Below are 24,163 nucleotides of genomic sequence, written 5' to 3'. Positions count from 1 at the left end.
TGACGTACGCGCGATCCGCTTAGCGAAGCTGCACGTCGCCCAGCACCCAGAGCTTCGGACCGGGTTTGCCGGTGATGACGAAGCAGAGATCGTGCGTGCCCTCGCGCTTGGGCAGAATGCCATCGAGCGTGGCGCGTCCGTCCTTGGCCTTGGCGAGCGGAATGCTCGTCAGCTTCGGGCCGTCGCAGGTGTCTTGATGGACTTCCAGTTCGCCCGCGGCCGAACGTGACTTGCGCGACACGATCCCCTTGGTGTCCTTCCACAGCGCGTAGTTGTACGGCAGACGATCCACGGTCACCGCGACGCCGTAGCGACCGTCCAGCTTCACGCCCTTCCACATCCAGCACGTGTCCATGATGTCAACCTTGTAGACGGGACGGCGACCGTCCACGGCTTCCGGCGATTCGAGGCGAAGGACGAGCTTGTCGCTGCATGTGGCGAGTTCGTCGCTGCTCCGGCGCAGCAGCGAGGCGGCATCGATCTCGCGATCGCGCGGACCGGCAAGTCCGAAGTTTCCGGCGAAGGCATTCGCACGCACGGTGGTCGGCAACGCTACGTCGAACGGACCGGCATAGGCCGTGGACTGTGCCGTGGGCGCCGAACCATCCGTGGTATAGCGCAGCGTGCCGTAACCGCTCTGGTTCGACAGCGTGACCGTCGCCTTGCCATCCGCGGCAGGCGCCACGGCGATGGCCGCGGCGTAGGCGCCGTCGGAGGGCACGATGCCGGCCGCGCGATACCGCGACATCTGCGCCGGCAAGCGCGCGATGAATCCGCTCCAGTCCGCCTTCTGCGACCAGGTGCGCTCGGCGAGCGCCGCCATGCGCGGGAAGATCGCATGCTGCGTGCGGTACCAGTTGGGCAGGTACTCGCTGAACACCGTGACCTCGGCGCCGAGCACGTGCTTCGCCTTGTCGGCGGTGATGTCCGTAGGCACCGGCTCGAAGTCGTAAAAGGTCTTGAGTGTCTGGCCTGAGGGGCGCCCTGCTTGTTCGTCGGGCAGCGTCGATTGCAACTGGTCGAGGTACAGCGTCGGGGACGGCGCGAGTACCACGTCATGTCCCGCATTCGCCGCCTTGATCGCGCCCTTCGTACCGCGCCACGACATAACGGTAGCACTAGCGGGCACCTTGCCGTCCAGGATCTCGTCCCAGCCGATGAGATGGCGATTGTGCTTTTCGAGGTAATCGCCAATGCGCGCGATAAACCACCCCTGCATCTGTTCCTCGTCATCGATGCCCAGCGCCTTCATCTTCGCCTGCACCGTCTTCGAGCGCTCCCACTCATCCTTGGCCGCCTCGTCGCCACCCACGTGGATATACGTGGACGGGAAGATCGCCATCACTTCATCCAGCACGTCCTGCAGGAAGGTGAACGTGCCATCGTCGACGTTGTAAAGCGCGGTGTTGACGCCCCAGTCGGTCGACACCGCGAGCTTCTTCCCGCCTGCACCCACCTTCGGATACGACGCCACGGCGGCCTGTGCATGGCCTGGCATTTCGATCTCGGGCACGACGGTAATGTGCCGCTCGGCGGCATAGGCGACGATCTGCTTGGCTTCTTCCTGTGTGTAGAAACCGCAGTAAGGCGTGTCGGCACCGCCGGTGAGTGCGACGTCCGGTCCCACCGGCTTGCGGCAAGCGCCTGTCTCGGTGAGCTTCGGGTATTTTTCAATCTGCAACCGCCAACCCTGATCGTCCGTGAGGTGCCAGTGGAAGGTGTTGAGCTTGTGCATCGCCATCTGGTCGAGCAGATGCTGAATCTCTGCGACCGACTGGAAATGGCGACTGGAATCGAGCATCAGGCCGCGCCACTCGAAACGCGGCGCATCGACGATGTGCACGGCGGGAACGCCGCTGTGCGCGGCGGGATCGGTCAGCAGCTGCCAATAGGTCACCGCGCCGTAGAACAACCCGGTTTCGTCGTTGGCGGCGATGCGTACGCCGCTGGCATCGACGTCGAGCGTATAAGCCTCGCGTCCTTTGACACTGGCCGTGGTCGCGAGGGCGATGCCGCCCTTTCCTTTGCCTTCGACGATGGCGGGCGCGATGCCACGCGCCTGTCGAATCCAGCCTTGCAACTGATTCGCCACGCGCTTCGCCTGCACGTCGCCCTTGGCCACGTTGATGGTCGTCGACGCGTCGAGGCGGAAGTGGCCAGGCAGCCGCTGGAGCTGCGCCGGCATGGGAATGAGCGACAGCGGCGTTTGATCGACGGGACCGGATTCTTGCCTCGGCTGGCTGGCACACGCACTGAGGCCGGCGGCCAGGGCGAGGAAAAGGAATCGGCGCATCGAGGGCTCCTGTCGTGGTGAGGCGATCGGGCGATTGTGGCGCCTTCCGCGTGGGGGCCGCTATAGCGGCGGAGGGGAAACCTGCCGGTGGGAGCCAGCCTGCTGGCGATGGGGGCGTGCGTTGCCGCTACACCGCTTCGTTGGCTTTTCGCCACCAGGGGTGGCTCCCACCTTTGCTTTGTAGGTTTCGCATCGCTACATAGCGGCTCCCACAATCACAAAAAAAAACGGGCCCTGTCGAGGAGTTGACGGGCCCGAGGGGAATGGAGCTTGGATCGGCGCGGCCGTCCTTGGCCGCGTCGCATGTCGCTTGTCAGAGTTCGAAATGCACCGAGGCCATGTAGCGGCGGCCCGTGGTGTACTTCGCGACCGGCATGGCCGTGATGCCGAGGTACTGCTTGTACTTCTCGTTGGTGAGGTTCATGCCCGCGAGGGTGAACGAGACCTGTTGGTTGAGCTTCCAGCCCAGCGTGGCACCGAGGTCGCCGTAGTCGGCGGTGGTGGCCGGCGGCGCGCCGGCGATGTAGCCACCAGCGAGGTACTTGCTACGCCAGTTGTACGTGAGGCGGGCACTGAACGGACCCATCTCGTAGTACGGGCTAACCGAGTACGAGTTCTTCGAGTTGTACGGCAGCGAACCGCCGGAATCGAGCGTGCCCTTGGCGTACGTGTAGTTCGCCGTGACACCGAAGCCGGTATCCCAGAACGCCTGCTGGTAGCTCAGGCTGCCGCCGCGCACCTTGCCCGACCCCGTGTCGCGCGGACGGCTGATGCTGTACGTGCAGAAGCCGTCGGGCGTGCAAAGGCCCTGTGCCACCTGACGTGCGAACGTCGTCGGGTCGTTGAGCAGGCCGGAGTTGAACTGCGTTTCCGGTGCCGAATCCACGAACGTGTAGTTCTCGATCTTCTTGTAGAAGCCGGTCAGCGCCAGGTACGACTGCGGCGCGAAGTACCACTCGGCGGAGAGCGAGAAGTTTTTCGACTTGTACGGCTTCAGGTTCGGGTTGCCGCCCGAGCCGGTGAGCACCGAGTCGTTGAGGAACAGGTTGTTCACCTGCATGTTGTACGGCGGACGCGCGATCACCTTGGCGGCGGCGAATCGCAGCACCACATCCTCGCTCACGTCGTAGGCGACGTTGAGGCTGGGCAGCCAGTTCTTCGTCGTCCGCGACGAGGTCTGCCACGAACCGGCCGGTGCCGGCAGCACCGGGGCGCCGCTGTACACGAAGCCCGTGCCGTCGGTCTTGGTGTCGACGTAGCGGAAGCCCACGTTGCCGTGGAAGTTGCCACCGGCGAAGTTGCCCTGCACATAGGCCGCATTGGTCTTCTCGACCAGCTTGTAGGTGCCGTTGAGGTAGGTACCTGGATCTTCGTTGCCGCCGTTGGTGTTGCGCACCCAGGCGTACTGCGCGTTGCGGTCCGGCATCACGTGGCTGGACGCGCCGTCGAGCGCGCCGTCGAAGGCGTCGAGCGTATCGGTGTAGCCGCCGAAGCCGAGCGCGGCAAGGTTGGTCGGCGCGTTGCCGCCGTAGACATGCGCCTGCATGCCCTCTTCGTGGCGGTTCCAGCGGTAGCCGAAGGCCAGTTCGTTGAAGAACGAATCGAAGTACTTCGAGAAGTCGAGCTGCGCATAGGTATCGCGCGACTGCGCGGAATAGTCGCCGTAGTTACCCGGCCAGCCGCCCAGGCCGTCCACGTCGCCCATGTGCCAGTTGGCGGGATCGCGCGCCGCAGCCGGGTTGTCGAAAGCGAAACCCTTGTTGATATCCCAGGTGTAGCCGCCGGCATATACCGGTTCCATCACCGCCTGCGAGATGTTGTCGTTGTTGGCCTTGCTGTAACCCGCGGCGCCGCCGAGCTTCCAGCCGTCCCCACGATAGGTGGACTTCAGGTCGAACGCGGAGGTGCGCACGACGGACTTGCGGATGTTGCTGTCGAAGGTGCCCTGCGCGATGGCCGGGCAACCCACCGTATCGTTGCCGCACACGTGGCCGCCCGTGACGATGCCGTTCGGACCCTGGTTGAAGCTCGTGACGTTGCCCGGCGTGGCACCGGTGAACGGGTAGAGCGACTGGTTCCAGTTGTCGAAGTTCTCGCGGACGAACAGGTTGTTGATGTCGATGTCCCAGTTGTCCGTCGGATGGATCTGGAAACCGAGCGTTGCGGTGTCGCGCTTGCGCTTCTGCTGGAACCACGCCGAGTTCACCTCGTCGGGCACCTTGGCGTTGGGATCGAGCGTGCCGTTGGCGATGCCGGCGGCGACGGCAGGGCTGGAAGCCCACTTCGACACCGGGCTATAGCTGAAGATCTCGAAGCCCTGGCGATCGATCTTTTCCTCGTAGTGCTGCACGGAGGCGATGACGCCGAAGGTGCTCGCAGCATTCTTCCAGCTGTACAGCGCAGAGGCATTCGGACGCGTGCCCGGCGTCGCCTGATCGTTGTAGTTGAGACCGAACGAGCCGCGAATCGTGTTCGCCGGCAAATCGAGCGGCTGCAACGTGTGCAGCAGGATCGTGCCGCCGAGGCTGCCTTCCGGCAGGCGCGCTTCCGGCGACTTGTACACTTCCAGGCGTCCGACGATTTCCGGCGCGAGCATGGTGAAGTCGAAGCCGCGGTTCGGCTGCGCACCGTACTGCCACGGCGTCTGCGAGATCGGCTGGCCGTTGAGGAAGGTGAGGTTGAGGCTGGGATCGGTACCGTCGATCGACACGCGATCGCCCTGACCGAACGAGCGATCGATCACGACGCCCGGAATCTGCGTCATCGCTTCGGCGACGTTGGTGTTCGGGAACTTGCCGATGTCCTCGGCGGTAACGGCCTCGACCACGGCATCCGCATTGCGCTTGGTGTCGAGCGACTTCTCGAGACTCGCGCGGATGCCGGTGACGGTGATGCCCTCGAGCTCGGCGGCCTTGGCGGCGTCGGCTTTTTGCTGGGCGGTCTGCGGCTTCTCCGGCGCGGTCGTGTCCTGTGCGGCCACGGTTCCGGTGAAACAGCACAATCCGGCGATGATGCTCGCCGTGAGCAGGTTTCTACGATGCGACATGGTGTCCTCCCCTCAGAGGATGTAGCGCGACGGGTTTCGCGACCGCGTCGTGCTTCGTTGCTATCGAAGGGCCTCGCGGCCCGGTTTTTCGAACTAAGCCTGCGTTCCTTTCCCGCTCTTCAATGAGCGTTCGAACCGTGCAGGTAGAGACCGGCGGCACCGATCACACCCAACTGTCCGTGGTCCATCAGACGTACCGGCACTTGCTTGAGAAAGGCGCGCATGACGCCCTTGTTGAAGAACCTGGTGGCAAAGCTGCTGGCAAGCAGACGTTCGCGTATCTGCGGCAGGATGCCGCCAGCGAGATACACGCCCCCGCGCGCGCCATAGAGCATGGCGAGATCGCCGACGAAGCTGCCGAGCAGACCGCAAAAGACGTCCAGCGCTTCGCTTGCAGTGGCATCGCTGCCGTCGAGCGCGGCAGCGCTGACTGCGGCGGGCTCGTGCAGCGTCGCGGCGGTGCCGCGCAGCGTGGATAAGGCGCGATAGAGATTGACGAGACCGGGGCCCGAAAGCGCCGTTTCGTAGGAGACATAGTCGCGACCGCGCGCGAGTTCGCCGAGGATAGCCACTTCGCGATCGTTGCCCGGCGCAAGCGAAATCTGCCCTGCTTCGGTCGGCAGCACCGTCGCGTGCGGCTTTCCGGGCAGCAACACGGCGGAGCCGAGGCCGGTGCCCGGGCCCATCACGATGATCGGTCCCACGGTCTTTGGCGCGTCGGTCTCGATGATCGGTGTGGTCTCGTGGTCGTGCAGGAACTGGCAGGCGTAGGTGACTGCCTCGAAGTCGTTCACGACAGCGAGACCGGTAAGGCCCAACGCGTGGCGGATGTCGCCGATCGACACCGGCCAGGGCAGGTTGTCGTTGACGACGGCATCGCCAAGCACATACCCGGCGCAGGCGACGGCGCAGTGCTCGATCGCAACCTGGCCGTCCAGACGACTCACGAAATCCTGGAGGGCGGCGGTAAGACTCGGCCATTCGGCGCAGGCATAACGCTCGTAGCGCAGCACCTCGATCGCCGATGTGCCGGGGGAACGACGTACCAGCCCGATACGGGCATGCGTCCCGCCGACGTCGGCGGCGATAAACGCCCCGATCCCCGGCATACGCCGAACGTCCCGTTGGTTGGCCGAATCGCCCACACCTTGCCCCTTGTCGATGCCTTGCGCCCACGTGGTCTCGCCACGGCGCCCCTGTTGCCGCGGAGTCTGTGAGCGCAATGACAACGTTGTCAACTGGACAGATGGCTAGGACAGCGGGCATTCCATAACGCGCCGCAACACCAGCGAGGCGCCCATGCGGTCGCTGCACATCAGCAGGCTCGAAAACACGCGTTATCCCAGGGTATTCCCTATGAATCTGCCGTTTGACGCGGCGCGACATCGATGGCACCGACCCCTGCCACCGGTCATGCCCAGGTGCGCCGAGGCAATTGACAACGTTGTGCATGCAGGTCGATAAAGGGCCCCAAAGGGAGGTGCCCGGTGCTGCCGCTCCGGGTGCGTACATCCATCACGAGGGGAGCCACCATGTCGTCCACCGCGGTCGCCGTCGACGAGAATCGTCATTCCAGCCTGGTCCCGATGATCATCATCGGCGTCCTGTTCTTCATCTTCGGCTTCGTCACCTGGCTCAACGGCCCGCTGATCACCTTCGTCAAGCTGGCCTTCGACCTCGACGACGTGAACGCCTTCCTCGTGCCGATGGCGTTCTATCTGTCGTACTTCTTCCTCGCCCTGCCCTCCTCCTTCATCCTCAAGAAAACGGGCATGAAGAAAGGCATGGGGCTCGGTTTGTTCGTGATGGCGATCGGCGCGGTGATGTTCGGCCAGTTCGTCACGATGCGTGTCTATCCGGGCGCACTCACCGGGCTCTTCGTCATCGGCGCCGGTCTTTCGCTGTTGCAGACCGCGTCCAACCCGTACATTTCCATTCTCGGTCCGATCGAAAGCGGCGCACAGCGCATCGCTTTCATGGGTATCTGCAACAAGGTGGCCGGTGCGCTTGCACCGTTTGTCTTCGGTGCCTTGGTCATGCGCGACATCCAGAACTTCGGCAAGCAGATTGCCGATGCGGCGACGCCCGCAGATAAGGACGCCCTGCTCGCCGCGTTCGCAGCGAAGGTGCACATGCCGTACATGGTCATGGCCGGGCTTCTCGTCCTCCTCGCCATCTGGGTCGTGCGCTCTTCGCTCCCCGAGATCAAGCCGTCCAGCGACAACTCCGAACGCGCCATCGGCCATGACAAGGGCAGCCTTTTCAGCTTCCCGCATCTGTGGCTCGGCGTGCTCTGTTTGTTCGTCTACGTGGGTGTGGAAGTGATGGCGGGTGACGCGATCGGCACCTACGGCCAGGGCTTCGGCATGTCGCCGGCCGACACCAGCCATTTCACCTCGTACACGCTGATCGCCATGCTCGTTGGCTACGTAGCGGGCCTGCTGCTGATTCCGAAGTTCGTTTCACAGCAGCGCTATCTCGCCCTCTCGGCGATCCTCGGTGTGGTGTTCTCCATCGGCACCTACGTGACCAGCGGTTACGTTTCCGTCGGCTTCGTAGCGGCGCTCGGCTTTGCCAACGCCATGATGTGGCCGGCAATCTTTCCCCTGGCGATCAAGGGTCTCGGTCGCCTGACCGAGTTCGGCTCGGCCTTCCTGATCATGGGTATTGCCGGCGGCGCCATCATTCCCGTGCTGTTCGCCCACCTGAAGCAGCATTACGACTTCCAGGCCGTGTTTCTCGGCCTGATGGTGCCCTGCTACCTCTACATCCTGTACTACGGCGCGGCAGGCCACCGGGTCGGTCAGCACGTCAGGGACTGACCCCGGGACCGCCATGATGGGACGACCGCTTGTGTAAACTTGCCGAGGTCGTCCCGTCGGATGGCCGTCCTGCTATCGAGGGTCGCAGATTGCGTAGTCCTACCATCAAGGACGTGGCCGAACGGGCCGGCGTCTCGCTGAAGACCGTTTCACGCGTCATCAATCACGAGCCCTCGGTGCACGCGCGCACCCGCGAGCGGGTCCAGCGCGCCATCGAGGCGCTCGATTACCAGCCCGATCAGGCCGCGCGCAGCCTGCGCAGCGCCCGCACCTACGCTCTGGGCCTGGTCTACGACAATCCCAACGCCCACTACGTCATCGCCATGCAGAACGGCGTGCTCTCGGTGTGCCGGGAACGCGGCTTCGGTTTGCAGATCCACCCTTGCGATTCCTCCGCGCCGAAGCTGGCCGAGCAATTGGGCGACCTCGTCAGGCGCAATCGCCTCGCCGGCCTCGTGCTGTGCCCCCCCATGTCCGAGCAACCGAAGCTGCTGGCGGCGCTGACCGAGCAGAACGTCCCGTTCGTGCGGATCATTTCGGCCAGGCAAGATCCCAAGGATGGCTGGCCCTGCGTCTTCGTGGACGACCGCGATGCGGCTTACGCCATCACCGAACACCTGATCCAGCTGGGCCACCATCGCATCGGCTTCCTGTGGGGCGGCAAGGAGCACCGTTCCAGCCCCGAGCGCTACCAGGGCTACGCCGATGCGCTGCGCGAATACGGTATCGAGGTGGACAAGCGCCTGGTGGTCGAGGGCGACTACTCGTTCGACGACGGTTTCCGTGGCGCGCGCAAGCTGCTTGCGCTGAAGGATCCACCTACGGCGATCTTCGGCTCGAACGACGAAATCGCGGCGGGCGTACTCGCAGCCGCGCGTTCGGGTGGCGTCGATGTGCCGTGGGAGCTGTCCATCGCCGGCTTCGAAGACAGCCCGTTCTCCAAGCAATCCTGGCCGGCGCTGACGACCGCGCGGCAGAACACGGAGGAGATCGGACGCCATGCCGCGCAGCGCCTCATCGCCGAACTGGAGCGCGAGGACGACGAGCCGCACATCGATAACGAGGGCTTCAGCCCCGACCTCGTGGTACGCGGCTCGACGGCGCCGCGCCGGCTCTGATGCTTCCATGCTGTGGGAGCCGCCATGGCGGCGAGGGGATGCACCCCACGGCTACACCGCTTCATAGGCTTCTCGCCGCCATGGCGGCTCCCACCGGCAAGCACTGGCTCCCACCGGCAAGCTCCCATCGCCGCTATAGCGGTTCCTACGGATTCGTCATGATCATGATGGCGGCTATCGCCAGCGCCACGCCCAGCCAGTTGACCGGCGCGAGTCGTTCCTTGAAGCCGATCGCGCCGACCAGGGCACCCAGCACCACCACACCCACGTTCATCGAGGCGAACACGAGCGACGGATTGTTCGGCAGGGCCTGATGCCCGCGCACGTAGAACAGGATGTTCGCGAAGTTCGCGGCACCCAGCACCACACCGAAGCCGAGGCTGCGCAACGCAAGCGGCGCCTGCCTCGTCGCGGCGCGTACGAGCACGGCGATCCAGCACAGCACCATGGCGATGAGGAACGACGCGAACAGCGCGTTGCCGAACGACGCACCCGCCTTTGCGATGAGCTTGAAGCAGATGTCGATGGCGCCGAAGCCGGTGAAGACGGCCAGCGGTGCCAGCCAACCCGCGCGCTCGACGCGCTCGCTGCGCCAGAGCATGCACAGCAGGGCGACCACGGCCAGCGCAATGCCAGCGGCCTTCCACGGGACCAGCGTGTCGCCGAAGAACAGGAACGCGGCCGCGAGCGACAGGAACAGCGAGAGCCGTTGCGCGACATCGGTACGCACGATGCCCGCACTGCGTACGGACGATGCCAGCACGAGGAAGATCGCCGGCAGAAACACGCCGAGCAACAGCAGGGGACCGCGCGTGGCATCCGACTGCAGCGCTGCCTCCGCTGCCTGTGGCGTGGCATTGAGCAGCCACCAGGCGAGCGCAGCGGCGACGACGTAGTTGGTCGCCACCGCCTGCACGATATCGACGTTCGTGCGCCGTGCAAGTTTCAGCAGAACCGAGACCGCGACGCTGAACGCGACCGCGAGAAGGATGTAAGGCATGGGACGTCAGTCGAGCGAAGGTTGGCCTTTATACCCTGGCCTTGAGCTGCGCGGCCTCGCGAGCCAGAGCTTCGATGCCCGCCCAGTCCGACGACGCCAGCTTGTCCGCAGGCGTGAGCCACGATCCGCCGACACAGACGACGTTCGCCAGCCCGAGAAATTCCGGTGCGTTGGCGAGGCTGATGCCGCCCGTGGGGCAGAAGCGAATCTGCGGAAGCGGACTGGCCCATGCGCCCAGCAGCTTCGAACCGCCAGCCGGCACTGCGGGAAAGAATTTCTGGAAGCGATAACCGCGCTCCAGCAGTTCCATCGCTTCGCTCGACGTGGCGGCGCCGGGAAGCAACGGCAGCTCCGAGTCGTCGGCGGCATCGAGCAGGCGGGGGGAACTGCCCGGCGACACGGCGAAGGTCGCACCGGCCTTGAGGGCGTTTTCCAGGTCGCGTGCATTCAACACGGTGCCCACGCCGACCACCGCACCCTCGACTTCCGCCGCAATCGCGCGAACGGCATCCAGCGCAGCGGGCGTGCGCAAGGTGACTTCGATGGCTGGGATACCTCCGGCGACCAGCGCGCGCGCCATCCCTACGGCCTTCGAGGCATCCTCGATGATCACGACGGGGACCACCGGCGCGAGGCGCAGGGTGGATTCGACGCGCTGTTGCTTGGCTTCGTTGCTCATCTGCTACTCCGGTGAATCAAAAGACGCCTGCGCCGAGATCCGCCGTGACGGCGGACTGGCGGAACATGGCGAAGAGTTCGCGACCCATGCCGGTGTGATGCACGGCGAGGTCGACGTGGTCGGGATGACGGTTGTCCCAGTCGTCGGCATCGACGAGCGCATGCAGCGTGCCGGCGATGGCGTCCACGCGGACCAGGTCGCCCGTGCGGATGCGGGCGATGGGACCGCCGGCCTCCGCCTCGGGCGTGACGTGGATCGCGGCGGGAACGCGACCCGAGGCGCCGGACATGCGGCCATCGGTCACCAGCGCCACGCGGTAGCCGCGATCCTGCAGCAGGCTAAGCGTCGGCGTGAGCTTGTGCAGTTCCGGCATGCCGCGCGCACGCGGCCCCTGGAAGCGCACGACGGCCACGAAGTCGCGATTGAGTTCGCCACGATCGAAGGCCGCCTTCACGTCGTCCTGTTCGTCGAAGACGATGGCCGGTGCTTCGACCACCATACGGTCCTCGGGAACCGAGGAGACCTTGATGACGCCGTGGCCGAGATTGCCCTTGAGCATGCGCAGGCCACCGTCGTGACGGAACGGCTCGTGGATTGCACGAAGCACGCCGCGATTGCCGCTTTCCTTGGACACCGGCTTCCACACCAGCACGTCGTTCTCAAGCGACGGTACCTGGCGATAGGCGTGCAGCCCCGGGCCCATGATCGTATTCACGTCGTCGTGAAGCAGACCGCCATCGAGCAACTGATCGATGAGGAAGCTCATGCCGCCGGCTTCGTGGAAGTGATTCACGTCGGCGTAGCCGTTCGGGTAGACACGCGCGAGCAGCGGCACGACGGCCGAGAGCGCATCGAAATCGTCCCAGCGCAATTCGACGCCCGCCGCGCGGGCGATCGCGACGAGATGCAGCAGGTGATTCGTCGATCCGCCGGTCGCATGCAGGCCCACCACGCCGTTGACGATCGCGCGCTCGTCGATGATGCGACCCAGCGGCAAGTAGTGATCGCCCAGCGTGTCGACAGCGAGCACGCGCTGCACCGTGGCCTTGGTCAGCGCGTCGCGCAGCGGCGTATCCGGCGCTTCGAAACTCGCGCCGGGCAGATGCAGACCCATGATCTCCATCAGCATCTGGTTCGAGTTCGCGGTGCCGTAGAACGTGCAGGTGCCCGCGCCGTGGTACGAGCGCGCCTCGGCTTCCAGCAGTTCCGCACGCGTGGCCTTGCCGGCGGCGAAGGCCTGGCGAACCTTGGACTTCTCTTCGTTCGGGATACCGGACGGCATCGGGCCGGATGGCACGAATGCGCCGGCAAGATGCCCGAAGCTCAGTGCGCCAATCAGCATGCCCGGAACGATCTTGTCGCAGATGCCGAGGTACAGCGCGCCTTCGTACATGTCGTGCGAGAGCGACACGGCCGTGGCCATGGCAATGAGGTCGCGCGAGAACAGCGACAGCTCCATGCCGGGGCGGCCTTGCGTCACGCCATCGCACATCGCCGGGACGCCGCCGGCTACCTGAGCGGTGGCACCCAGCGCGCGCGCCGTCTGCCGGATCAACTCGGGATAGCGCTCGTACGGCTGGTGGGCCGAAAGCATGTCGTTGTACGAAGTGACGATGGCGAGGTTGGCCGCGTGGCCGTTGCGCAGCGCGTCCTTGTCGTTTTCCGCACAGGCGGCGAATCCATGGGCGAGATTGCCGCACGACAAGTGGTGACGCTTGGCGCCCTTGCCGCGCGCGGCGTCGATCTTGGCGAGGTAGGCGGCACGCGAGGCGCGGCTGCGCTCGACGATGCGCTCGGTCACTTCGGCGAGGACGGGGTGAAGGGTCATGGCATGTTCCTGAGGCTTTGACCGCGCCGGACCCCACTCGGGGGCACGGCTTTCGGAAGGATCGCCGGCCCTTGCCGGACGATCCGTTGCCGCGCGTTGTCCGCGCGGCGTGTGGCATGGATGCTACGGCGCCCAGTAGACCTCGACGGGCACCTTCGACTGCTTCAGCACGGCGGCGATCGGGAAATCCGCACCGGCCTCGGCCTGGGCGAGCAGGTCTTTCTTGTCCTGCCCTTCGATGTGCAGATAAAGCGTGCGCGTATCGAGCACCTTCGGCAGCGTGAGCGTGATGCGCGGTTCGCCCGCCCCTCCCGCACGCATCGAGATCACGGTCGCCTTGCCGTTCGGATCGAGCGCTGCGGCGAGGTTGTCGCCGCCCGGGAAGAACGATGCCGTATGGCCGTCCGGCCCCATGCCGAGGATCAATGCATCGAACGGAAGGCCGAGCGCATCGATGCGTGCGCCGACGTCGGCAAGCGCGGCGTCCACGTCGTCCTTGTGCGCGCGGTCGAACAGCGGCAGGAACGCGGCGGTGTGCGCCTCGTGATGCAGCAGATGCTCGCCCACCAGCCGCGCGTTGGAGCGGTCGCTGTCGGTATCCACCCAACGCTCGTCCACGAGGGTGATGGTGACCTTCGACCAGTCGATCTCCTGTTCGGCGAGCAGCGCGAACATCATCTTCGGCGTGCTGCCGCCGGATACGGCGAGCGTGGCTTTGCCGCGCGCTGCAATGGCGTCTTCCAGCTTGCTGGCGACATCGCGTGCGAGCTTGTCGGCGAGGGTCGGCTTGTCGGCGAATTCATGGCGTACGAGTTTGGCGTTCATGCAGCGTCCTCGGCCCAGGTGCGGCCATCGCGTTCAATGAGCGCCACGGCGGCGCTCGGGCCCCAGGTGCCGGCGGTGTACGGCTTCGGCGTATCGCCGCTGGCCTCCCAGGCATCCAGGATCGGGCCGGCCCAGTTCCATGCTGCTTCGACTTCGTCGCGGCGCATGAACAGGGTCGGGTTGCCGCGCACGACGTCGAGGATCAGTCGTTCGTAGGCGTCGGGTTGTTGCACGCCGAACGCAGCGGCAAAGCTCATGTCCAGCGGCACGTGGCGCAGGCGCAGACCGCCCGGGCCCGGGTGCTTGATCGTCAGCCACAGCTTCACGCCTTCGTCCGGCTGCAGGCGCAGGGTCAGGCGATTCGGCAGGAGCGGACCGCTGGACAGGTCGAAGATCGAATGCGGGAGTGCGCGGAACGTGACCACGATTTCCGACACGCGGCTCGGCAGACGCTTGCCCGTGCGCAGGTAGAACGGCACGCCGGCCCAGCGCCAGTTACCGATCTCCGCCTTGAGGGCGACGAAGGTTTCGGTACGCGACTGGTCGCTGCCCAGTTCGTCGAGGTAACCGGGCACGCTCTGGCCTTCCGCCGCACCGGCGCGGTACTGGCCGCGCACCGTGAGTTGCGCGGCGTTGGCGCCATCGATCGGGCGCAGCGAGCGCAGCACCTTGAGCTTCTCGTCGCGCACCGCATCCGGCGCGAGCGACGACGGCGGCTCCATGGCGAGCATGCAAAGCAACTGGAGAATGTGGTTCTGGACCATGTCGCGCAGCGCGCCGGCACGGTCGTAATAGCCCGCGCGGTGACCGACGCCGACTGTCTCGGCTACGGTGATCTGCACGTGGTCGATGTGCTGCGCATTCCACAGCGGCTCGAACAACGCGTTGCCGAAGCGCAGCGCAAGCAGGTTCTGCACCGTCTCCTTGCCGAGGTAGTGATCGATACGGTAGGTCTGCGACTCGCCGAAGACCTTCGCCACGGCGTCGTTGATGGCGTTGGCGCTTTCCAGGTCGCGGCCGATGGGCTTTTCCAGCACCACGCGTGAGCGCTCGCCGTTGAGGCCAAGCGAACCGAGCCGCTGACAGATGTCGGTGAAGATGTCCGGCGAGGTCGAGAGATAGAACACGCGGATGTGGGTGGGCTGTTCCGCCATCAGCGCCGCGAACTCGTCCCAGCCGTCGGCCTTGCGCGCGTCCAGCGAGCGGTAACCGATCATGCGGATGAAGGCATCCAATTGGGCCGGCACCACATGCGAGACGCCCTTCTCGACGGCCGCGCGGACCTGTTCGCGATAGGCGGCATCGTCCAGGCCCTCGCGGGCCACGCCGACGATGCGGCTGGACGGCTGGATCTGTCCATCGACAAAGCGGTGGTACATGGCAGGTAGCAGCTTGCGGACGGCGAGGTCGCCGGTGCCGCCAAAAATGACCAGATCGAACGGTTCGATCGGCAGGAGGGGAGCGCTCACGGGAGTGGCCTCTTGAGGGATCGGTGGAGTCCGGTCGATCGTACCAGTGACATACCAGGAGGTACCAGCCCCGTACCACTGGCTGCGGCGTTGCGCCCCGTTTTACGGATCGGTAACCCGCAGAAAACGTTTGTATGACCGTTTTGGATCGTGCAAACGAGCGTTTGAACTCCCCGGTGGTCTGCTTGGCCTTGCACAGGGTTGCCGCAGTGGTCGTGGATTGGTATCTTCGGCGAATGGAAAACGCCCTCGTCGCCGAGTACCAGCGCCTTCAACACGATCCGGCTTCCCGGCAGCCGCTGGCGTACATGCGCCTGCGCCGTGCCATCCGCAACGTGATCGAAAAGGGCGAGGTCCAGGTCGGCCACGCGCTGCCCAGCGAGCGCGATCTCGCCCGGGCGCTCACGCTATCCCGAGTGACGGTGCGCAAGGCGATCGGAGGCCTTGTCGAGGATGGCCTGCTTACCCAGCGCCACGGCGCCGGCACCTTCGTGTCCGAGCGCATCGTGAAACCGCTCTCGCGCATGACCAGTTTTACGGAAGACCTGCGGGCACGCGGACTCAACCCGCGCTCGGAGTTCTTCGAGAAGGCCATCGGGGAGGTCACGCCCGAGGAATCCATGGCGATGAATCTCTCGCCGGGCACCCAGGTGGTCCGCCTGCACCGCCTGCGTTACGCAGGCGACGAGCCGCTCGCCATCGAGCGAAGCGCGGTGCCGCTGGACCTCCTGCCCGATCCGCATCTTGTGGAGGATTCCCTCTACGACGCCTTGGACAAGCTCGGCAACCGCCCGCGACGCGCACTGCAGCGTTTGCGCGCCGTGGTGCTCGGGCCTGCGCAGACGCGTCTGCTTCGTCTCGGGGCCGGCAGTGCCGGCCTGAACATCGAGCGGCGCAGCTTCCTCGACGATGGCCGCATCGTCGAATTCACCTGCTCCTGGTATCGCGGCGACATCTACGACTTCGTCGCCGAACTGCAGAGCGACTGACGAGCCTCATCATCATGACGATCCAGCCGCAAGACACCCTGATGTTCCGCGAAGCGCACGAGACCGCCGCGGTCGTGGAACGGCAGTTGGCCGACAACGAGGCCGTGGTCAGCGCGCTGGCCGGCCGTCTGCGCGCCAACCCGCCGCGCATGATCATCACCTGCGCGCGCGGCAGTTCCGATCACGCCGCGATGTACGCGAAGTATGTTTTCGAGACCCAGCTCGGCGTGGTGACGGCGTCGGCATCACCGTCGGTGACGTCGATCTATCACGCGCAGCAGCGTCTCGATGGCGCGCTGTATATCGCCGTATCGCAGTCGGGCAAGAGTCCCGATCTGGTGCGCAACGCGGAGGCCGCCAAGAAGGCAGGTGCGTATGTCGTCGCGCTGGTCAACGTCGTCGACTCGCCGCTGGCTGCAATCGCGGATGTCGTGGTGCCGCTGCATGCCGGTCCTGAGAAAAGCGTGGCTGCGACGAAGAGTTACCTCGGTGCGCTTGCCGCCATCCTGCATATCGCTGCGCGCTGGAGCGGCAGCGCCGAGATCGGCGACGCCCTCGCTGCCTTGCCTGCGCAGTTGCGCGGCGGGTGGGACGCCGACTGGAGCGCGCTCACCGATGGTCTCGTCGATGCACATAACCTTTTCGTCGTCGGTCGTGGCTTTGGCTTCGCCGGCGCGCTCGAAGCCGCACTCAAGTTCAAGGAAACCTGCGGCCTGCATGCCGAGGCTTTCAGTTCTGCGGAAGTGAAGCACGGCCCGATGGCGCTGGTCGGCCCCGACTTCCCGGTGCTGTTCTTTGCGCAGAACGACGACACGCTCCCGGGTGTGCTCGACGTCGCTGCCGAATTCCGCAAGCGCGGTGCGAAGGTGTGGATCGCCGCCCCGGGGGCCAGCGGTGAAGGCGTATTGCCTCTCGTTGCGACCGCGCCGATCAGCGCACCGCTCGTCACGGTGCAGAGCTTCTATCGCGCCACCGCCGCGCTGGCATTGAAGCGCGGCTTCAATCCCGACGTTCCGCCGCACCTGAACAAGGTGACGGAAACGGTGTGACGCCGCATTCCAAGGACATTCCATGACCATCGCCCTCGTCAACGGCCGCGTACTTACCGACAACGGATTCCAGGGCGGCTTTGCCGTCCTGGTCGATGGCGGCACGATCACCGGCCTCGCCCTGCCTTCCGATCCGCGTGTACGCGCTGCCGAGCGCCACGACCTCGGTGGGCAAACGTTGCTCCCGGGCTTCATCGATTGCCAGGTCAACGGCGGTGGCGGCGTGTTGTTCAACGACGCGCCCACCGTGGACGCGATCCGTACCATCGGCGAAGCCCATGCGCGCTTCGGCACCACGGGGTTCCTGCCTACGCTCATCAGCGACGACCCCGACGTGATGGCGAAAGCCATCGATGCCGTGAACGCGGCGGTGGAGCAGGGCGTGCCGGGCGTGCTCGGCATTCATCTCGAAGGTCCATTCATCGCACCGGAGCGCAAGGGCGTGCACGATGCGGCCAAGTTCCGCGTCGCGGGTGCGGACGACGTCGCCATGATCGCGCGCCGCCACGGCGGCGTGACCTTGCTCACGCTGGCTCCGGAACGCGCTTCGGACGACGTCCTCGCGCAGCTCGTCGCCAACGGCGTGATCGTGGCGGCCGGACATACCGCCGCCGATTACGACACCGCGCGCCATGCGCTCGGCAGCGGCGTTCGTGGGTTCACTCATCTGTTCAACGCCATGACGCCCTTCACCAGCCGCGAACCCGGCGTGGTCGGTGCGGCGCTCGAAGACGCGGCGAGTTGGTGCGGTCTGATCGTGGATGGTCACCACGTGCATCCCGCCTCACTGCGTGTGGCGATCGCGGCGAAGGCACGTGAGAAGATGATGCTGGTCACCGACGCCATGCCGCCGGTTGGCTCGGACAATCCGAACTTCGTGTTGAAGGGCGAGACGATCACGGTACGCGATGGCGTCTGCCAGACGGCTGACGGTACGCTCGCCGGTTCGGCGCTCGACATGGCGACCGCCGTGCGCAACACGGTGCAGATGGTCGGCGTGCCGTATGACGAAGCCGCTCGCATGGCTTCTACCTACCCCGCTGCGTTCCTCGGCCTGGGCAGCACTCACGGCCACGTCGCCGCCGGCTACCGCGCCGACTTCGTGGTGATGGACGACGCCTTCGAGGTCACCGAAACCTGGATCGGCGGCACGAAGGTCTTCGGCTAAGCCACGAAAGCAGCTCAGGCATCCAAGCCAGCTAGGAAAGGAAGTTGTAGGAGCCGCCATGGCGGCGAGGGGAATCTGCCTTGCCGCTTCATCGTGCCATAGGCTTCTCGCCGCTATAGCGGCTCCCACACGCTACTCATCCCGGCGTCTGCGCTTTATCGCCGCAAAAAAAAGCCGGCGCTCCGCGCCGGCCATGATAGGGAGATCGTCGGTGGGAGCCAGCCTGCTGGCGATGGCAACTTGCCTCGCTGCCGCACCGCTTCGTTGGCTTATCGCCAACAGGGTGGCTCCCACCTGTGCTGTTTTGTGTCCTTCGTCTTAGAGCGAGAAGTCGTAACGCACGCCAAGCCGCAGGTAGCGCGGGTTCTGGAACGCGATCGGGCGGCGGTAGTCGTCGCTGACCACCGGCACACCGTTCTGCACCGTACCGGTCTCGCCCACGTCGATCTGACCGACGGGACGCTGGCTGCCGACGACGTTGAACACCGTGGCAGAGAACGCCAGTGGCTGGTTCTGGCCTGCCCACATCGGGCGGTACTCGGCGTTGAGATCGAGGTTCCAGGTGTACGGCAAGCGGCCCTTCGACCCGCGCGGCGACGGTTGGAAGCCGCACTCGAAATACGAGGCGCCGTACTGGATCGCATCGACCGGATCGAGGCCGATGCAGTTCTTCGGACGACCCGTCGCGACGGCCAGGTTGCCGCCGAACAACCATTCCTGCGTGGCCTGCCAGTAACCGTACGCCTTCAACTGGTGCGTGCGGTCGTTCGGCAGCGGGCCGTTTGCGTACTGCATGATTTCCGGCGCGTCCCAGTCCTGCGTCACCGACGGATCGAGCTGGCCGATGTCCGACTTCAACTGGCCTTCCGAGTTGCCGTAGCTGCGCGAGAAGGTGTAGTCGATGCGGCCGTACCAATCATCCGCGAAGTGGTGTTCCAGGTAGAGGTCGAGCGAGTAATAGCTGCGCTTCAGATCCGGGAACGGCACATTGCCCGGCGGCGGGGAAGTGAAGTCGTCCTTGGTCAGCTTGAACGGCACGTACTGGCCGCCGCCTACGTCCACGAGGAAGGTGTTCGACTTGCCCGGGTTGAACAGATAGCAGCCGGGCAGCGACGCGTTGCTGATGTCGATGCCGTTGCGCGCGGCATACGACTCGAACGGGCGCGAATCGCAGAAGTCGTCGATCGAGCTCTTCAGCTTGCGGTATGTGGCCTTGGCGCCGAAGCTCCAGTTCTCGTTGATGGCCTTGTCGAAACCGAGGATGTATTCGTCCTGGTAATACGCGTCGATACCCTTCGCGGCCACGGTCTTCGGGTCGGGCGTGGTGCCGTCCTCGCCGTTGAGGTACGCGCGGCTGCCCAACGGGGTCAGGCCGGTCGGCTCGCCGTTGGCAGCCACGCCGCTATAGGTGTAGTACTCGCTGTAGTACGTGGATGCCGATGCGCCGCGGATCGCGACGTTGGACGGAATGGCGAGGTGATAGCGGCCGGCGTTCGCGTAGATCTTGAAGGTGGAATCGCCGAACACGTCCCAGGTCGCGCCGAGGCGAGGCGCAAGCTGATGACGCTGCTTCACATAGGTCTCGCCGTCGCCATTCAAGTTCTTGAACTGCTCGTTGCGCAGGCCGAGGTATACCATCCAGCGATCGGTGACCTGCCAGTGGTCTTCGATGTACTGCGCTTCCTGTTCGGTCTTCACGCTTGCACCGGTCTCGAAGAGACGCTTTTCCGCGACGTACGTGGTGCCGGGCGGCGGCACGATGTCGGGACGGCCCGTGACCGTGCCCGCGTTGCGATAGACCCAGCGGTAGCCGCCTTCGTAGATGTTGCCGGAGGTCGATTCGAGCGTCTGGTTGTCCACACCGACGCGCAGATCGTGATCGCCCGCGCGGTATTCCACGTCGAGACGCCAGCCGTGCGTCTTGTCCTTGGCACCGGCATTCAGCACCGTGCCGTTGACGAGGCCGCAGCCCGTAATCGGATTGGCGATGCCGCGACGGTTGTCGGTGATCCACGGGCAGTTCGACGAACCGGCGTAGCCAAGATCGCGCTCGTGCTTCGTGGTGGTGTGACCGTACAGCGCGTTGATGGTCAGGTCGTCGGTGATGTAGCCCGTGTACTTGCCGATGTAGACGTCACCGCCCGGTGCCGAGCCCGCGCCCGCATCGAAGTTCTTGAGGTTGTCGGTGCCGAGATACGCACCGCGGCTTCGCGTGTCGTAGTCGTACGCGTAGACGCTGCGTTCGGTGTTGGTCTTGTCGCCGATGCCGGTGACTTCGAGCAGATGGTTGTCGGTGATGTTCCAGTCGATCTTGCCCATCCACTTCGTGGCCTTCTGCGTCTGGTTCGTACGCTGCGGGGCCAGAATGCTGCTGGTGGACTTGGTATCGGTGCGGGTGAAATCGCCCGCAGCGAACAGGAACAGCTTGTCCTTGATCAGCGGACCGCTGATGTAGGCGGTGTACTGGGTGTCGCTGCGCTCGTTGTCGCCGCGGTTCTGGTACAGCTGGCCGTTGGTGCGATAGATATTGCGTGGCGACTGGCGTGCGCCGTTCGGCTGGATGTACATGCCGACGCCACCTTTCCAGGTGTTGCCGCCGCGCTTGGTCACGATGTTGATCACGCCGCCCGTCGAGCGACCGTATTCCGCACCGTAACCACCGGTGAAGATCTGTTGCTGGTCGATCGCGTCGTAGGGCAGGCTGGTGAAGCCCAGGCCGGTGAGCGCGTTGGTCACCGCATAGCCGTTGATGTAGTACTGGTTCTCGGACGCCGACGAACCGCCGAACGAGGCGACGTTACCGTAGCGGCTGTCGCCGGAAATGACGCCCGGCGCGAGCAACGCGGCCGCTGTCACGTCGCGCGCGAGAGGCAGCTTCTGCAGCTGTTCCGAGGTGAGCACGGTGCGCGAGTCGACCTGGGACACGTCGATCGCGGGGAGGACGTTGCCGGTGACCTGCACGCCTTCCAGGTTCTGCGCGGAAGTCGCTGAAGCGGTCGCTGCGCCGCCGAAGGACACGTCCACGCCGCCGCCGAGGTTCACCTGCACGTTGTCGCGGCTTTCCGCGACCTGACCGCCGCGCTGGACCGATACCTTGTAGCGGCCGACCGGCAGCGAGCTGGCGCGGTAGCGCCCATCGGCGTCTACGCCGACGTCGCGGGTCAGACCCGTATCCAGGTTTTCGAGATGGACGACGGCGCCGTCCGGCTGCGCGACGCGGCCGAACACGACACCGGAAGCATTGGACTGGGCGAGCACGGCGCCACTGGCGAAGCAGAAGGCGAGGGCGGTGCACAAGGCGGTGCGCCGCATGGCGCCATTGCGAACGTTGAAGGCCTGCATGTGTATGTCTCCCCGAGGAAAGCAAGAAAGCCGGCTGCGAAGATGCGAGCCGAACTCCGGCGGTGTTGCCGTCTCATCGCCCCGCTCCACCGGTCTCCCCGGACGCGGTTTCGTGGGCCATGCCTCCCGTTGCGCCATACCGCGCGCCCGACAGCAATTCCTTTCGCTTGTAATCGAATTATTTTGCGATGGTCAACCCTGTGTTAAGCAAAAATTAAATTTGTCGTGACAAACAAGCACTTGCCGGCTACTATCCGCGCCGTTCGGGTGTCCGCGCCGACGGTGGTTGGCGCGGATTAAACGGGAAGCCGGTGCGTTCTTTCGTAGGACAAGGCCGGCACTGCCCCCGCAACGGTATGCGTCCAGGCGGGCTTTGCCCGTTCGCGGACTCGGTAAGACGCCACTGCGCGAGCGGGAAGGCACCGGGTCCGGCCATCGTCGATGGCTGACGCGAGTCCGGAGACCGGCCCGATGTCGACCCGCCACCCCGGCGGGCGTCCCTGTTTCGATCGATTCGCGGAGGGCGGATCCGGACAGCCGCCGGGTTCCCTCCCGTTTGCCGTTCGTCGCACGTCCTCCGATTGCCTGCATGAGCCGCCTTGCGGCGAAAGGAAGACGTTCCATGAAGAAGACCCTGCTCGCGGCGGCGCTTTTGTCCACGATGACGATGGCCCATGCCGCCGACGCGCCCGACCGGCTCGATCCGGTGGTGGTGACCGCCAACCGTGCACCCACGCCGCTGGACGAGGTGCTGGCACCGGTCACCCTCATCACCCGCGAGGACATCGAGCGGCTGCAGCCGGTGAGCGTGCAGGATCTTCTCGTTGGCCTGCCCGGCGTGGCGATCGCGAACACCGGCGGCATCGGCCAGCAGACCTCGTTGTTCATGCGCGGCACCAATTCGTCGCACACGCTGGTGCTGGTGGACGGCGTGCGCGTCGGCACGGTGGGTGCCGGTCTGCCAGCCTATGAGCAGCTCCCCGTAGAGCAGATCGACCACATCGAGATCGTGCGCGGCCCGCGTTCGACGCTGTATGGATCGGACGCCATTGGCGGCGTCATCCAGATCTTCACCCGCCACGGCCAGGCCGGTGAGGCGCCGACCCCGACGCTATCCGTCACGGGCGGTAGCCACGGCTATACCGCGGGGCAGGCCGGCATTTCCGGTGGCGGCCAGCACGGCTGGTACAACGCCAGCCTTGGCGGGCAATACACGGCCGGTATCAACGCTTGCCGCGTCGGCGCCGCGGAGGCCATGGCGGGCTGCTTCACCGACGAGCCGGATCACGATGCCTCGCGCATGTACAACGGCGCCTTGTCGGGCGGTTATCGCTGGGACGATGGCACCGAGCTCACCGGTAGCTGGCTGCGCAGCAAGGGCGACATCGAGTACGACGGCGACTTCCAGAACTTCACACGCCGCTCCCAGCAGGTGGCGGGTGGGAAGCTGGCTTTCGACGTGATGCCGGCGTGGCGCATGTCGCTCGCGCTCGGCCAGAACCAGGACCGCGCCGACAATTACCTCAATGGCGCAGACAAGACGCTCGACTTCGTGAACTACGGCGTGGACAAGGCGCGGGTGGGCTATCTCTACTCCAAGCGCAACCAGGCGTCCTGGCAGAACGACGTGACCCTCGCCGCAGGCCAGACCCTGACGGCCGGTGTCGACTACCAGCAGGAAAAGTTGAAGAGCGATACCGACTACCTGGCCGACTCGCGCAACAACACAGGCATCTTCGCCCTGTACCAGGGTCTGTTTGGCGCCCACGAACTCCAGCTTTCGGTCCGTCACGACCACAACACCCAGTTCGGCAACCACACCACCGGTTCGGCGGCCTATGGCTTCCGCTTCGACAACGGCATGAAGCTCACGGCGTCCTACGGCACCGCCTTCCACGCGCCGACCTTCAACGACGAGTTCTATCCGTACGGCGCGCCCGTCAATCTGAATCCGGAAACCTCGCGTACCGCCGAGATCGGGCTGTCTGCGCGTCCCGGGATCTGGAACTGGGCGGTGAACGCCTACCAGACCACCGTAAACGACCTCATCGGCTTCGATGCCAACTTCCTGCCGATCAACGTGAGCAAGGCACGCATCCGTGGCATCGAGGGGCAGGTGGGCGCGGACGTCGATGGCTGGCACGTGCGCGGCTACGTCACGCTCCAGCAGCCGAAGAACCGCGACGGCGGAAGCCAGGACGGCAACCTGCTCGCGCGTCGCCCGGAACGCACCGCCCGCGTGGACCTGGACAAGGACCTGGGCGCATTCACGCTGGGCGGCTCGCTCAACGCGGCCGGCCACAGCTTCGACGACGCCGCCAACACGCGCCGGCTGGGCGGTTACGCCACCGCCGACCTCCGCGCGACATGGCACGTCGATGCCGACTGGAGCGTGCAGGGCCGCGTCGCCAACCTCGCCGACAAGCGCTACGAGACGGCGGCCTATTACAACCAGCTGGGTCGCACCTACTATCTGACCCTGCGCTACGCCCCCGCACACTGAAACCGGGAACCCCTGTCTTCCGGCAGGGGCCC

At 65.4% G+C, this 24,163-nt stretch carries 15 protein-coding genes and 1 riboswitch; of the genes, 6 read left to right on the top strand and 9 right to left on the bottom strand.

From position 1 onward, the window contains the following. Positions 1-19: 19 nt before the first annotated feature. The 3 genes from BT115_RS14310 to glk form a co-directional block, all read right to left on the bottom strand. Positions 20-2,293, bottom strand: coding sequence for a beta-N-acetylhexosaminidase (locus BT115_RS14310; RefSeq protein WP_072323307.1), 2,274 nt, complete (start codon positions 2,291-2,293; stop codon positions 20-22). A 313-nt stretch (positions 2,294-2,606) separates the two neighbouring features. Then, entirely contained in the window at positions 2,607-5,339 is a 2,733-nt protein-coding gene (locus tag BT115_RS14305) for a TonB-dependent receptor (RefSeq protein ID WP_072323306.1), read from the bottom strand. Positions 5,340-5,458: 119 nt separating this feature from the next. Beyond that, a complete protein-coding gene (gene glk, locus BT115_RS14300) occupies positions 5,459-6,484 on the bottom strand; it encodes a glucokinase (RefSeq protein ID WP_255369458.1) in 1,026 nt (341 codons plus the stop codon). Positions 6,485-6,871: 387 nt separating this feature from the next. On the opposite strand from glk, the gene BT115_RS14295 reads away from it, so the two are divergent. Together BT115_RS14295 and BT115_RS14290 are read left to right on the top strand one after the other, a co-directional pair. Next, a complete protein-coding gene (locus BT115_RS14295; protein WP_072323305.1) occupies positions 6,872-8,161 on the top strand; it encodes a sugar MFS transporter in 1,290 nt (429 codons plus the stop codon). Between the two features lie 89 nt (positions 8,162-8,250). After that, positions 8,251-9,279, top strand: coding sequence for a LacI family DNA-binding transcriptional regulator (locus tag BT115_RS14290; RefSeq protein ID WP_072323304.1), 1,029 nt, complete (start codon positions 8,251-8,253; stop codon positions 9,277-9,279). Between the two features lie 145 nt (positions 9,280-9,424). Here BT115_RS14290 and BT115_RS14285 read toward each other — a convergent pair whose 3' ends face one another. The 5 genes from BT115_RS14285 to zwf form a co-directional block, all read right to left on the bottom strand. After that, positions 9,425-10,279: a DMT family transporter gene (locus BT115_RS14285; protein WP_072323303.1), complete on the bottom strand. Its 855-nt coding sequence runs from the start codon at positions 10,277-10,279 to the stop codon at positions 9,425-9,427. 28 nt (positions 10,280-10,307) lie between these two features. After that, a complete protein-coding gene (gene eda, locus BT115_RS14280; protein WP_072323302.1) occupies positions 10,308-10,958 on the bottom strand; it encodes a bifunctional 4-hydroxy-2-oxoglutarate aldolase/2-dehydro-3-deoxy-phosphogluconate aldolase in 651 nt (216 codons plus the stop codon). Between the two features lie 16 nt (positions 10,959-10,974). Beyond that, positions 10,975-12,786 carry a phosphogluconate dehydratase gene (gene edd, locus BT115_RS14275; RefSeq protein WP_072323301.1) on the bottom strand — a complete coding sequence of 604 codons (1,812 nt, stop codon included), beginning with the start codon at positions 12,784-12,786 and terminating at the stop codon, positions 10,975-10,977. A 123-nt stretch (positions 12,787-12,909) separates the two neighbouring features. Continuing rightward, a complete protein-coding gene (pgl, locus tag BT115_RS14270) occupies positions 12,910-13,611 on the bottom strand; it encodes a 6-phosphogluconolactonase (protein ID WP_072323300.1) in 702 nt (233 codons plus the stop codon). Beyond that, a complete protein-coding gene (zwf, locus tag BT115_RS14265) occupies positions 13,608-15,080 on the bottom strand; it encodes a glucose-6-phosphate dehydrogenase (RefSeq protein ID WP_072323299.1) in 1,473 nt (490 codons plus the stop codon). Before zwf ends, pgl begins: the two co-directional genes overlap by 4 nt. 236 nt (positions 15,081-15,316) lie before the next feature. Between zwf and BT115_RS14260 the strand changes: the two genes are divergently transcribed. From BT115_RS14260 to nagA, 3 genes are read left to right on the top strand one after another with little or no spacing between them, the layout of a single operon-like run. After that, on the top strand, positions 15,317-16,069 hold the full coding sequence (locus BT115_RS14260) for a GntR family transcriptional regulator (RefSeq protein ID WP_072323298.1): 753 nt from the start codon (positions 15,317-15,319) through the stop codon (positions 16,067-16,069). A 14-nt stretch (positions 16,070-16,083) separates the two neighbouring features. Continuing rightward, entirely contained in the window at positions 16,084-17,118 is a 1,035-nt protein-coding gene (locus BT115_RS14255) for an SIS domain-containing protein (RefSeq protein WP_072323297.1), read from the top strand. 22 nt (positions 17,119-17,140) lie between these two features. Next, positions 17,141-18,286: an N-acetylglucosamine-6-phosphate deacetylase gene (gene nagA / locus BT115_RS14250; RefSeq protein WP_072323296.1), complete on the top strand. Its 1,146-nt coding sequence runs from the start codon at positions 17,141-17,143 to the stop codon at positions 18,284-18,286. Between the two features lie 318 nt (positions 18,287-18,604). Here nagA and BT115_RS14245 read toward each other — a convergent pair whose 3' ends face one another. Next, positions 18,605-21,628, bottom strand: coding sequence for a TonB-dependent receptor (locus tag BT115_RS14245; protein ID WP_072323295.1), 3,024 nt, complete (start codon positions 21,626-21,628; stop codon positions 18,605-18,607). Positions 21,629-21,876: 248 nt separating this feature from the next. Next, positions 21,877-22,115, top strand: a riboswitch (cobalamin riboswitch). Between the two features lie 135 nt (positions 22,116-22,250). Between BT115_RS14245 and BT115_RS14240 the strand changes: the two genes are divergently transcribed. Beyond that, the gene (locus BT115_RS14240; protein WP_072323294.1) at positions 22,251-24,131 is read left to right on the top strand and encodes a TonB-dependent receptor domain-containing protein; all 1,881 of its coding nucleotides are present in this window, start codon (positions 22,251-22,253) and stop codon (positions 24,129-24,131) included. The last annotated feature ends 32 nt before the right edge of the window (positions 24,132-24,163 follow it).

Source organism: Luteibacter sp. UNCMF366Tsu5.1, from assembly GCF_900119235.1.
In the GTDB taxonomy this organism is placed as follows: domain Bacteria; phylum Pseudomonadota; class Gammaproteobacteria; order Xanthomonadales; family Rhodanobacteraceae; genus Luteibacter; species Luteibacter flocculans.
Note: the sequence above shows the minus strand (reverse complement) of the source record. Positions and strands in the feature narration are given on the sequence as shown.